Below are 11,826 nucleotides of genomic sequence, written 5' to 3' on the forward strand. Positions count from 1 at the left end.
ACTTCGACACCCACGCTCAGAGGAAAGCAGCAGTGAAGAGTGAGAGGAGCCGAAGCATGGCCGGCCTGCCGGAGGTCCTGGCCCTCGACGAGACCGGGCCGGACCTGTTCCGGTCCGGCCCGATCCCCAGCGAATGGGCGCGGACGTTCGGTGGCCAGATCGCCGCCCAGTCGCTGATGTCCGCGGCGCGCACTCTCGACCGGTCGTACGCGGCGCACTCGCTCCACGGGTACTTCCTGCGGCCCGGCCGCCCGCACGAGCCGACCGACCACCTGGTCGAGCGGCTCCGCGACGGCGGCAGCTTCTGCACCCGCCGGGTGACCGCGGTCCAGGCCGGGGAGACGATCTTCACGGTGACGGCGTCGTTCCATCGCGGGGACGAAGGGTTCTCTCACCAGGTGGACATGCCGGTGGTGCCGGCACCTGACGACATCCCGGAGTCCGACCGCATCAACGGCTGGGGCATGCCGCGGCCCGCGGAATGGCGCCACTGGGAGATACGCTGGGCGCCCGGCGGCGAGACCGGCCACGTCCCGGGGTCACCGGCTCGCCAGCGGGTGTGGATCAGGTACGGACATCCGCTGCCGGACGACGGTGCCGTCCACGCCTGCGCACTGACCTATCTCAGCGACATGGCGCTGCTGGGCTCCGCGCGGCTGCCACATCCCCCCACCGCCGTACAGGGTGCGTCGCTGGACCATTCGCTGTGGTTCCTGCGCCCCTTCCGCGCGGACGAGTGGCTGCTGTACGACCAGGTCTCCCCTTCGGCCGAGCACGGCCGGGCGCTCACCCGCGGAAGGCTGTTCGACACGGGCGGGCGTCTGGTGGCCGCCGTCGCGCAGGAGGGACTCATGCGCTTCGACCGGCCCCGGCCGATGGAGGGCGGCGACGGGGAAGCGTCCCTGTCGCCGCCCGCTCCAGCTGTCCCCGACCTGCGTTGACCACCCGTTCGTCACAGGGGCTTGGCGAGGACGGCTTTGCGGTGGCTGAAGGTCTCGATGGAGTAGCGGCCGTGGTAGCTGCCCATGCCGCTCTCCCCGACGCCCCCGAACGGCAGGTCGGAGACGGTGAGATGGGCCAGCGGAAGGCCGAACCCGAGGCCGCCGGAGGAGGTTTCGGCGGCGAGCCGCTCCCGGGTGGTGGCGGAGTCGGTGAACGCGTACAGGGCCAGCGGCTTTTCGCGGTCGTTGATGAAGTCGATGGCCTCGTCGAGTCCGGCCACCTCGACGATGGGGAGGATCGGGCCGAAGATCTCCTCCTGCATGACGGGTGCGTCCGGTGACACCTCGGCCAGGACGGTCGGCGCGATGTACTTCGCCTCGCGGTCGTACGCGCCGCCGGTGGCCTGACGGCCGGAGTCCAGGAGAGCGGTCAGCCGGTCGAAGTGGCGTTCGCTGACGATGCGGCCGTACTCCGGGGAGGCGGCGGGGTCGGACCCGTACAGCCCCTCGACGGCCTTGGCCAAGGCGCCTTCGAGAGCAGGCGCGGTCTCGGGGTCGGTGAGGACGTAGTCGGGCGCGACGCAGGTCTGCCCGGCGTTGAGGAACTTCCCGGCCGCCAGGCGGGCGGCGACGGTGTCCAGGTCGGTGTCCCGGTCCACGAACACCGGGGACTTGCCGCCCAGTTCGAGGGTGACGGGCGTGAGGTGCCGGGCGGCCGCGGACATCACGATGCGGCCGACCGTGCCGTTGCCGGTGTAGAAGATGTGGTCGAAACGCTGCTCGAGCAGGGCGGTGGTCTCCGGGACCCCGCCTTCGACCACGGCGACCGCGTCGGTGTCGAGGTACTGCGGCACGAGGCGGGCGAGGGCGGCGGAGGTGGCCGGGGCCAGCTCGCTGGGCTTGGCGACCACCGCGTTGCCCGCGGCCAGGGCACCGGCCACCGGGGCCAGCAGCAGCTGCGCCGGGTAATTCCAGGGGGCGATGACCAGTACGACCCCCAGGGGGTCGTACTGCGTCCAGGCACTCGCCTCGCCGATGAACGCCGGGACGGGGGCCGGTTCGGGGCGCAGCCACCCGTCGAGATGCTCCAGGGTGTGGTCGATCTCGCGTATGACGAAGTCGATCTCCGTGCGATAAGCCTCGGCGGCGCTCTTTCCCAGGTCGGCGTGGAGCGCCGCGGCGAAGGTCTCCCCCTGCTCGGTGAGCAGGGCACGCATCCGGTTCAGCTGCTCGGTGCGCCAGGCCACGGGCTTGGTCCTGCCGACGCGGAAGGTGGCGCGCAGCCGGGCGACGAGCTCGGCGGGCTGCTCGGGTGCGGGGTTGTTCATGGTTCCCTCACAGGTGCGGTGGGGCGGAAGGGGAGCGTCGACGGGGGATCAGCCGCGGTTCAGGGCGTCGATGAGGTTCCGGGCGAGCTGCGCCGAGGAGGCGGGGTTCTGACCGGTGTGCAGATTGCGGTCCGCCACGACGTGCTCGCTGAACGGGGCTCCGGCCTGGAAGTCGGCCCCCAGCTCCACCAGGCGGTCCTCGAGCAGCCACTTGGCCTTGTCGGCGAAGCCGGCCGCGGTCTCCTCGGCGTTGGTGAAGCCGGTCATGCGGTAACCGGCGAACGGCCAGCTGCCGTCCTCGCGGCGGGCGGCGAGCAGGGCCGCCGGGGCGTGGCACAGCACCGCGAGCGGCTTGCCGGAGTCCAGCGCCGAAGTGAGCAGTCGGCCGGAGCCGGCGTCCACGGCGAGGTCCTCCATGGGGCCGTGGCCACCGGGGCAGAGGACGGCGTCGTACGCGTCGAGGTCGACCTCCTCGAGCTTGACGGGGTGCTCCAGGTCGGCGCGGATGGCAGCCAGGTACGCGGCGATGGCATCGGACTGCTCCTTGCCGCCGGTGGACTCGGCGGCGAGGCTGACGGCGTCGACGGTCGGAGCCACGCCGCCGGGTGTGGCGATGGTGACCTCGAACCCGGCCTCGCGCAGCAGCCGGTGCGGAGTGGCGAGTTCCTCGGCCCAGTAGCCGGTCGGGTGCAGGGTGCCGTCGGCGAGCGTCCAGTGGTCGGCGCCGGTGACGACGAACAGAACTGCGGTCATGACTGTCTCCTTCACAGTGCGCACGGTTCGCGCGGTGGTGGGGGTGTTGTCCGTTGGGGTGCCGGTGGTGGGGTACCGGTGGTGGGGCGGCGGCGGACGGTGGTTCAGGCGACGGTGATGATGATCTTGCCGCGGGTGTGGCCCTCGCGGCTGAGACGCTGGGCGTCGGCGGCCTGCTCCAGGGGGAACGCGGCGGCCACGTCCACCCGCACCTCCCCGCGTTCGGCGAGTTCGGTGAGAGCCTCCAGGTCCCGGGCGTCGGGTCGCACGAAGACGTACCCGCCACCGAGGCCGAGCACGGCGCCGTCCACAGCCGAGGCCAGGCGGCCGCCCCCGGCGAGCAGCCCTGGCGAGACCTTCAGGGCGTCCCCGCCGACGAGGTCGAGGACGGCATCCACACCCTGCGGCGCGAGGGCGTGCACACGGTCGGCGAGGCCCTCGCCGTAGACGACCGGCTCCGCTCCCAGCCCCCGCAGATAGGCGTGGTTGTACTCGCTGGCGGTGCCGATGACCCGGGCGCCGAGCGACCTGGCGATCTGAACGGCCAGAGAGCCGACGCCACCCGCCGCGGCGTGCACCAGCACGGTGTCGCCGGCCCGCACCCGCAGGGAGCGGGTCAGCGCCTGGTATGCGGTGAGGCCGGCCAGCGGAAGGCCGGCGGCCTCTTCGAAGGAGAGGCCGGCGGGCTTGCGGGCGAGCGTACGGACCGGGGCGGCGACGTACTCGGCGAAGGTCCCGCGGGAGACGAAGTCCTCACGGACGTAGCCGATCACCTCGTCGCCCGGAGCGAACTCGGTGACTCCGACGCCGGTCTCCTCGACGACGCCCGCCACGTCCCAGCCGGGGATGACAGGGAAGACGGCGTCCATGACGGGGTCCAGGTACCCCGCCTGGATCTTCCAGTCGACCGGGTTGACGGCGGCGGCCTTCACACGGACCAGCACGGTGTCCACGCCGAGCTTCGGGTTCGGTACATCGCCGTACTCCAGGACCTCGGGGCCGCCGTAGGTGCGGTAAGTGATGGCCTTCATGGGGGTGACTCCTTGTGTAGCGGTGGTGCGGTGGTGCGGATAGCGGTGCGGTTGGTCAGGCAGCGGTCGTGGCAGCGGCCGGCTCCGCCGCGGGCAGGTGCTCCGTACGGGGTGCCGGCTGTCCCCGCTTGAGGCCGACCAGCGAGAGGGCCAGGACGAAGGCGAAGGCGACACCGGCAAGGGCGAAACTCAGGGTGAACTGGCTCTCGGCAGGCAGTGGGGGTACTCCGGCCGGAAGGTTCTCGATGGTTCTGGAGGCGAGCAGCGAGGTGATCAGCGCGCTGCCGATCGCGCTGCCGACGGACCGGGAGATGGAATTGATGCCGTTGGCGATGCCGGTCTGATGGGGCGGCACGCCCGCGACGATGAGGGCGGGCATCGCGGCGTAGCCGAGGCTGATGGCTGTGCCGACAGCCATGCCGGCGCCGATCACCGAAGGGGTCGAGGAGTGTGCGGCGGCCAGCCACGTGAAGCCGATGATGCCGATCACCGCGCTGAGGGCGAGCGTGAGGCGTGGTCCGATTTTGCGGATCAGCACGCCACCGAACTGGGAGACGACGAGCGACGCGATCGTGCTGGGCAGCAGGTACTCGACGGAGGCGCGGAGCACGGAGGCGCCGAAGCCGTAGCCCGCGATGTCCCTCGGCACCTGAGCCAGGTAGGAGACGCCGAGGAACTGGGCGAACATCCCGAACCCCACGAAGAGGCCCGCGAGGTTGCTGAAGAGCACCGGGCGGTGGAGGAACATCCTCATGTCGACCATGGGTTCGCGGACGCGGCTCTCGGTGAAGCTCCAGACTCCGGCCATGAGGACCGCTCCGGCGAAGCTGCCCAGCGTAGGGGCGGAGGTCCAGCCCCACTCGTGACCCTGGGAGATCGGCAGCAGCAGGAGAACCAGGAAGAGGCCGAGGGTGAGGGCGCCGAGCAGGTCGGTTCGCCCGCCGGTCTTGGTGCGGCTCGCCGGTACGAGGAGGACGACGGTCAGCAGGGTGACCACTGCGAGGCCGGTGGCCAGCCAGAAGACGTGGTGGTAGTCGGCGTTCTCGCCGCGGGTGAGCAGGCCCGTGGTGACCAGTGCGAAGCCGCTGCCGAACGCCAGGGTGCCGCTGACCAGCGCCATCGCTCCCGGCAGACGGCGGGCGGGGATCTCCTCGCGGAGCACCGACAGGGCGAGCGGGAAGATCGCGGTGGCGGCGCCCTGCAGCACGCGGCCGACGATCAGCCAGAGCAGCGAGTCGGTCATGGCGGCCAGGACCGAGCCGACGATCATGACTGCCAGCACGCCGATGAGGGTCGGCTTCTTGCCGTGCTGGTCGCCGAAGCGGCCGAGCAGCGGGGTGAAGACGGCTGCCGAGAGCAGGGTCGCGGTGGTGACCCAGCTGACCTCGGCGGAGCTGGCTCCGAGGCTGCTCTGGATCAGGCCGAGGATCGGCACCACCAGTGTCTGCATCATCGACACGATCATCGCGGCGAGGCTCAGGGCAAGGACCACGGCGGTCTCGGCTCGCTGTCGGCCGGGCGGCGGAGCAAGGGGTTGGGACACGGGTGCTTTCTCCGGTGCGGGGCGGGGCGCTGGGGCGGGAACCCGACGGGGGACTGGTCGAGGGTTAGATGCTTGATGCAGCCAAGCAATGACAGTGACGGTAGACCTCAAAGGTTGAGAACGTCAAACGTTGAGCTTCGCCTACACTTGAGGCATGGCCCACACCTCCGCCCTGCCCGCCGCACGCTCCGCTGCGCAGGACAGCGACCCCGACCACGACGCACTCATGGAGCGCTTGGCACGCGCTGCTGCCGGCTACTACCGGGACCTGACAGCGGCGGCCGCACTGCACGGGCTCACCATGACGCAGGCCAAGATGCTCATCCTGCTCCGGCGGCAACCGCTGCCCATGCGCGCCCTCGCGGGGCGGCTGGCCTGCGACGCCTCCAACATCACGGGACTCGTCGACCGGCTGGAGGCGCGTGGACTGGTCTCCAGGCACGCCGACGCGGCCGACCGGCGGATCAAGAACGTGGTCGCCACCGAAGAGGGACGGGAGGCAGTCCGCCTCATCCGCGCCGACATGCGGGGCACCTCGGAAGCTTTTGAGCGTCTGGACGAGGAGGGCCGCCGCAGTCTCTACGAGCTACTGGGGCGCCTGCACCCCGAGGACATGCAGGGGACCACCTGATCGCGGCCGCAGCGCCGACCGCTGCGTCGGACCGCGCGGGCGCCGGGCGTTTCAGCCGGGCGGTGCCGTCAGGTGGATCAGATGCCGCATACCTCGTCCACGATCTCCTGGGCCTCCGTCTCGTCCCCGCAGTCGCTCAGCTCGCGTGCCGCCCCGCCGATCACGGTGGTGAGCACTCTCGCCCGAACCCGGTCGGCACGTCGCTTCTCGTCCATCTCCAGGAGCCGGGCGTTGCGCCTTACCCACGCGCGGTCCCACTGGCGGCGCAGCGCGTCGAAGCCCGTGGGGCCGTCATCTTCCGCGAGGAGTCTGCCGAACCGCCGGTTGTCCCACGCGCCCTCCGGGTACGCCCTGGCTCCCGCCACGAAAGGGGCGATGGGGTCGTCCACGCCACGGCCTCGCTCGGCGGTCGGCGTGGCCGCGGTCCGGCGCAACCGGTAGTGCGCTCGACCGCTCGGCGGTCGGTGGCCGAGCGGGTCGCCTGCTCGGGTCGGCGGGCCCCTCGGCTCGTGGACTGCTCCAAGCGGATGTGCTGGTCCGCCCAGTGCTACGGCGAGGCGGGCAGGTGCGGGGAGCGGAGCACGAGCAGGGTGATCTCGCTGGGGGCGAAGACGCGGAACGGCGGGCCCCAGAAGCCGGTGCCGCGGCTGGTGTAGAGGAGGGTGCGCGTGCCGTGGTGGCTGAGGCCGGCGAGGGCGGGCTGGTCGATGCGGACCAGGTGGTGGAAAGGCCAGATCTGGCCGCCGTGGGTGTGGCCGGAGAGCTGGAGGTCGATGCCGTCGGCCGCCGCCCGTTCGACGAACTTGGGCTGGTGTGCCAAGAGCAGGACGGGTAGGTCGGGGTCGGCGCCGTTCAAGGCTCCGGCGAGGTGGGCGCGGTGGCCTGCCAGGCCGGAGGACTCGGCGGTGACGTCATCCACGCCGGCGACCACGAGGGTGTCGCCTCCGCGTTCGAGCAGCAGATGGCGGTTGCGCAGCGGCTCCCAGCCCAGCTCGCCCATCAGGTCGACCCAGCCCTGGGCCTCGCTGTAGTACTCGTGGTTGCCGGTGACGTAGACACGGGCCCGGGTGGCCCGCACGGTACCGAGTGGGACGGCCTGGGCGCGGCGGCGTTCGGCCGTGCCGTCCGCGATGTCGCCGGTGTGGCAGACCAGGTCGGCTTGCAGAGTGTTCACCGTCTCGCATACCCGTGCCGACCAGCGAGTGCGATCGAGCGGGCCGTAGTGGGTGTCGGTGATGAGGACGACGCGGGTGCCGTCCAACCCGGCACCCAGCCGGGGGAGTTGCACGTCGAGTCGGCGCACGCGCGGCACGCGGCGGGCTTCGGCGTACCCCCAGGCGAGTAGTACCGCGGTCACGCCGAGGACGGCCCACGTGACGATCCGGGCCCGGTCCTGACTCTCGCCGACGCCGGCCACGGTCAGAGCGAGCCGCAACGGGACGCCGAGCAGAACGGACCAGGTGAACAGAACCCAGCTGCTGCCCAGCAGGGTGTCACCGACGATCGCCGCCCGGTCCTGCTGGCGCCGGCCGTGACCGCGCGCCATCGCGAGCGGCATACCGACGAGGCCGACGGCGAACAGGGCGGTGCCGGCCAGCATGACGGGCAGCGGCCAGTGCTGGCCGGTGTGCAGGAGCACCCAGCAGGGCACGGCCCACAGCAGAACGGGGGCGATCATTGGGATGTAGCGCATCAGGCGGTGCAGTCGGCTCTGCCGCGGAGCTTGCGCTTCGCTGTCGGCGGGTCGGGTGCTGCTGGTGTCGGTCACGCTTTCCCTCCCTGACCGGGCTGCCGTCCCGCGCACTGTATCCGGTCGCCCGGGGGCCGGCCGGAGGGGCGTTCATGGGAGCGCCCCGCCCCCGTGGGGCGGAGAGTCTCCTGCGGGACGGCAAGACTTCGCGGTGACACCGCGCGAGTCCTTCGAGTGGATCGCCGGTCCGTTCCGGGATCAGGAGTTACTTGTCGACCAGCGACATGTGGTGCGCGTTGCAGCGGTCTCCCTGAACCCCGATCCGGCCGGCGAGTTCGTTGAGGTCCGCCAGTTCGTCGGCGGACAGCGGTAGTCGGGTGGCGCCCGTGTTCTCCTCGATCCGCGCGATGCGTCGTGTGCCCGGAATCGGAACGATCCACGGATGCTGCGCGAGCAGCCAGGCGAGCGCGACCTGCCCGGGGGTGGCGTCCTTGGCCTGCGCGAGGGTGGCGATGTGCTCGACGAGAGCCTGGTTCGCCTCCCGGTTCTCGGCCGTGAAGCGTGGAATGTTCGCGCGGAAGTCACCGGTCACGAACGAGGTCGACGCGTCCACGGTGCCGGTGAGGAATCCCTTGCCGAGCGGGCTGAAGGGCACGAATCCGATTCCGAGCGCCGCGCACGTCGGCAGGACCTCCGGCTCGGGGTCCCGGGTCCACAGCGAGTATTCACTCTGTACGGCCGTCACGGCGTGGACCGAGTGGGCACGGCGGATGGTTTCCGCACTGGCCTCGGAGAGTCCGAAGCAGCGGACCTTGCCCTCCTGCACGAGTTCGCCCACGGTGCCGGCGACGTCTTCGATCGGCACCTGCGGATCGACGCGGTGCTGGTAGAACAGGTCGAGCCGCTCGACCCCGAGCCGTTTGAGGGAGGCCGTGGCGACGGCACGGATCTGCTCGGGCCTGCTGTTGAGTCCGGCGGGAGCACCGTCGTCCTCCGGGTGGGACGGGGCTGGTGGTGGAGGGACGTTTGGTGCGCGGGATCGCGGCAAAGTGCGAAGCCGTGGGTGTGCGACGCGATCCGAGCCTGGACGAACTGGGAGCCTTCCTCACGGCACGCCGTGCCCAGCTGAGTCCCGGCAAGGCCGGGCTGCCCGACAATGCCACGCCCACGCGGGAGCAGCTCGTCGAGCTCCTCCGCTCCCTCCACCGCTGAGCGCACAGGTCGCGGCCCGCACAGGCCGCGGCCCGTCCCGCAGCCCCTGTGTCCCCTTGCAAGAAACGTCCGGGATGCCGCGTGAGCCCTGTCTCACCTGGGCGGCGCCCCTTGGCTATGCAACGAGTTGCATACGAGGATCGACGTATGGCGCTCGAGCACGCGATCCTCGTCTCCCTGCTGGAGAAGCCGGGCTCCGGCTATGAGCTGGCCCGGCGGTTCGAGCGGTCCATCGGATACTTCTGGACCGCCACGCACCAGCAGATCTACCGCGTTCTCAAGCGCATGGAGAGCGAGGGCCTGCTCGCCGTCCGCGAGCTGTCGCAGCAGAGCCGACCGGACAAGAAGGAGTACTCCGTCACGGGCCCCGGCCGCGCCGCCCTCTCTCAGTGGCTGCACGAATCGATCCAGCCCGAGAGCATGCGGCACGACCTCGCCGTGAAGATCCGCGGCGCGGCCTTCGACGACCCGTCCGTGCTGATCCGTGAGGTCGAACGGCACCGCCAGGTACACAGCGACCGGCTCGCGCACTATCTGGCCGGGGAGCTGCGCGACTTCACCGGCCCGGCGGCCCCCACCCCGCTCGATGCCGGTCAGGAGCTGCAGCATGTCGTGCTGCGCGGCGGCATCGCGTACGAGCGGATGACGATCGCCTGGCTCGACGACGTCCTCGCCACTCTCCGCCGGCTCGGCACCTCACAGCCGCACGCCTGAAGTGGCGGCCACCGCCGCCCGCGCCCAGCGACCTCCACCCCTCCACCTCCACCCTCAACCCTCGGAAGGCGGATCTCCATGGCCGACCCCCTCCTCTTCAACCCCCGCACGTACGACCCGGCGCAGTTCGACCCCGAGACCCGCAGGCTGCTGCGTGCCACCGTCGACTGGTTCGAGGACCGCGGCAAGCGCAGGCTCATCGAGGACTACCGTTCCCGCGCCTGGCTTGCCGACTTCCTCGCGTTCGCAGCCAAGGAAGGGCTGTTCGCCACCTTCCTGACCCCGGCGTCCGCCGCCGGACGCGAGGACCAGCGCTGGGACACGGCCCGGATCGCCGCCCTCAACGAGATCTTCGGGTTCTACGGTCTCGACTACTGGTACGCATGGCAGGTGACCATCCTCGGTCTCGGGCCGGTCTGGCAGAGCGGCAACACCGCGGCTCGGACCCGCGCGGCAGAACTCCTCGCCGGGGGTGAGGTGTTCGCCTTCGGTCTCTCCGAGAAGACCCATGGCGCCGACATCTACTCCACCGACATGCTGCTGACGCCGGACGGCGACGGCGGCTTCAGGGCGACGGGCTCCAAGTACTACATCGGCAACGGCAATGCCGCCGGGCTCGTCTCGGTCTTCGGCCGACGCGCCGACATCGAGGGCCCGGACGGCTACGTCTTCTTCGCCGCCGACAGCCGTCACCCGGCCTATCACCTTGTCAAGAACGTCGTGGACTCCTCCAAATACGTCAGCGAGTTCCGCCTCGAGGACTACCCGGTGGGCCCGGACGACGTCCTGCACACGGGCCGCGCCGCCTTCGACGCCGCCCTCAACACCGTCAACGTCGGCAAGTTCAACCTCTGCACCGCCTCGATCGGCATCTGCGAGCACGCGATGTACGAGGCGGTCACCCACGCGCACCATCGCATCCTGTACGGCCGCCCCGTCACCGCCTTCCCGCACGTGCGCCGCGAGCTGGCCGACGCGTACGTCCGCCTGGTCGGCATGAAGTTGTTCAGCGACCGCGCCGTCGACTACTTCCGCTCCGCCTCGCCGGACGACCGCCGCTACCTGCTGTTCAACCCGATGACGAAGATGAAGGTGACCACGGAGGGCGAGAAGGTCATCGACCTGATGTGGGACGTGATCGCCGCCAAGGGCTTCGAGAAGGACACCTACTTCGCACAGGCCGCCGTCGAGATCCGGGGACTGCCCAAGCTCGAGGGCACGGTGCACGTCAACCTCGCGCTGATCCTCAAGTTCATGCGTAACCACCTCCTGCACCCGGCCGAGTTCGCGGCCGTGCCGACCCGTCTCGACGCGGCCGACGACACGTTCCTCTTCGAGCAGGGACCGGCCCGTGGCCTCGGCTCCGTACGCTTCCACGACTGGCGCCCCGCCTACGACGCATACGCCGGTGTGCCGAACGTCGCCCGCTTCCGGGAACAGGCCGACGCCCTGTGCGCGTTCGTCGCCACCGCGGCCCCCGACGAGGAGCAGAGCCGCGACCTCGATCTTCTTCTCGCCGTCGGCCAGCTGTTCGCGCTGGTGGTGCACGGCCAGCTGATCCTGGAGCAGGCCCGTCTGACGGACCTGAACGAGGATGTGCTCGACGAGCTGTTCTCCGTCCTCGTCCGCGACTTCTCCGCCTTCGCCGTCGAACTGCACGGCAAGGACTCCGCCACCGTGGATCAGCAGCGCTGGGCGCTCGGCGCCGTCCGGCGCCCCGTCGTCGACGAAGCGCGTTCGGGACGCGTGTGGGAGCGTGTGGAGGCACTGGCCGGGGCGTACGAGATGGCGCTGTGACAGCCCGCCCAGCGGGCTCGTCGACATGTGAGGGTCAGGGCCCCCGGCAGCAGTGACGCTCGCACCGTGGCCCTCTGCGCGACCTGCCGCGCGGAGGGCCACGGCCGAACCAGCCAAGGGATGCGTACTTGGGGGACCCGGCGGCGCGGTGCTGACACCCGTGCTGGTCGGTGCTGACCAGACGAC

The 11,826-nt window shown here is 70.8% G+C and carries 12 protein-coding genes; 5 read left to right on the top strand and 7 right to left on the bottom strand.

What is annotated here, in order from left to right; translation table 11 throughout:
- The first annotated feature begins 56 nt into the window (after positions 1 to 56).
- Positions 57 to 941 (top strand): acyl-CoA thioesterase, encoded by an 885-nt coding sequence (locus tag IO24_RS0107845; protein WP_045295980.1) that lies wholly within the window; start codon positions 57 to 59, stop codon positions 939 to 941.
- 11 nt (positions 942 to 952) lie between these two features.
- On the opposite strand, the gene IO24_RS0107850 is transcribed toward IO24_RS0107845, so the two are convergent.
- From IO24_RS0107850 to IO24_RS0107865, 4 genes are all read right to left on the bottom strand, one after another.
- Complete coding sequence (locus IO24_RS0107850; RefSeq protein ID WP_031133297.1) at positions 953 to 2,269, bottom strand: aldehyde dehydrogenase family protein; 1,317 nt, start codon at positions 2,267 to 2,269, stop codon at positions 953 to 955.
- A gap of 48 nt (positions 2,270 to 2,317) precedes the next feature.
- Positions 2,318 to 3,022, bottom strand: a complete 705-nt coding sequence (locus IO24_RS0107855; protein WP_031133299.1) for a type 1 glutamine amidotransferase domain-containing protein — start codon at positions 3,020 to 3,022, stop codon at positions 2,318 to 2,320.
- Positions 3,023 to 3,126: 104 nt separating this feature from the next.
- Positions 3,127 to 4,053 (bottom strand): NADP-dependent oxidoreductase, encoded by a 927-nt coding sequence (locus IO24_RS0107860; protein ID WP_031133301.1) that lies wholly within the window; start codon positions 4,051 to 4,053, stop codon positions 3,127 to 3,129.
- A 55-nt stretch (positions 4,054 to 4,108) separates the two neighbouring features.
- Entirely contained in the window at positions 4,109 to 5,596 is a 1,488-nt protein-coding gene (locus IO24_RS0107865; RefSeq protein WP_031133303.1) for an MFS transporter, read from the bottom strand.
- Between the two features lie 154 nt (positions 5,597 to 5,750).
- Between IO24_RS0107865 and IO24_RS47125 the strand changes: the two genes are divergently transcribed.
- Positions 5,751 to 6,227 (top strand): MarR family winged helix-turn-helix transcriptional regulator, encoded by a 477-nt coding sequence (locus IO24_RS47125; protein WP_031133304.1) that lies wholly within the window; start codon positions 5,751 to 5,753, stop codon positions 6,225 to 6,227.
- Between the two features lie 77 nt (positions 6,228 to 6,304).
- On the opposite strand, the gene IO24_RS0107875 is transcribed toward IO24_RS47125, so the two are convergent.
- The 3 genes from IO24_RS0107875 to IO24_RS0107885 all read right to left on the bottom strand — a co-directional run bounded on the left by IO24_RS0107875 (position 6,305) and on the right by IO24_RS0107885 (position 8,965).
- Positions 6,305 to 6,616 (bottom strand): hypothetical protein, encoded by a 312-nt coding sequence (locus IO24_RS0107875; RefSeq protein ID WP_051905867.1) that lies wholly within the window; start codon positions 6,614 to 6,616, stop codon positions 6,305 to 6,307.
- A 158-nt stretch (positions 6,617 to 6,774) separates the two neighbouring features.
- On the bottom strand, positions 6,775 to 7,995 hold the full coding sequence (locus IO24_RS0107880; RefSeq protein WP_031133308.1) for a metallophosphoesterase: 1,221 nt from the start codon (positions 7,993 to 7,995) through the stop codon (positions 6,775 to 6,777).
- A gap of 187 nt (positions 7,996 to 8,182) precedes the next feature.
- Complete coding sequence (locus IO24_RS0107885; protein WP_234335165.1) at positions 8,183 to 8,965, bottom strand: aldo/keto reductase; 783 nt, start codon at positions 8,963 to 8,965, stop codon at positions 8,183 to 8,185.
- A gap of 11 nt (positions 8,966 to 8,976) precedes the next feature.
- Here IO24_RS0107885 and IO24_RS45120 point away from each other — a divergent pair, with 11 nt between their 5' ends.
- The 3 genes from IO24_RS45120 (at position 8,977) to IO24_RS0107900 (ending at position 11,640) form a co-directional block, all read left to right on the top strand.
- Positions 8,977 to 9,129 carry a hypothetical protein gene (locus IO24_RS45120; RefSeq protein ID WP_157851240.1) on the top strand — a complete coding sequence of 51 codons (153 nt, stop codon included), beginning with the start codon at positions 8,977 to 8,979 and terminating at the stop codon, positions 9,127 to 9,129.
- Between the two features lie 147 nt (positions 9,130 to 9,276).
- The gene (locus IO24_RS0107895; RefSeq protein ID WP_031133312.1) at positions 9,277 to 9,843 is read left to right on the top strand and encodes a PadR family transcriptional regulator; all 567 of its coding nucleotides are present in this window, start codon (positions 9,277 to 9,279) and stop codon (positions 9,841 to 9,843) included.
- A 78-nt stretch (positions 9,844 to 9,921) separates the two neighbouring features.
- The gene (locus IO24_RS0107900) at positions 9,922 to 11,640 is read left to right on the top strand and encodes an acyl-CoA dehydrogenase family protein (RefSeq protein WP_031133314.1); all 1,719 of its coding nucleotides are present in this window, start codon (positions 9,922 to 9,924) and stop codon (positions 11,638 to 11,640) included.
- Positions 11,641 to 11,826 lie beyond the last annotated feature (186 nt).

Source organism: Streptomyces flavovariabilis, from assembly GCF_000725785.1.
GTDB lineage: Bacteria > Actinomycetota > Actinomycetes > Streptomycetales > Streptomycetaceae > Streptomyces > Streptomyces hawaiiensis.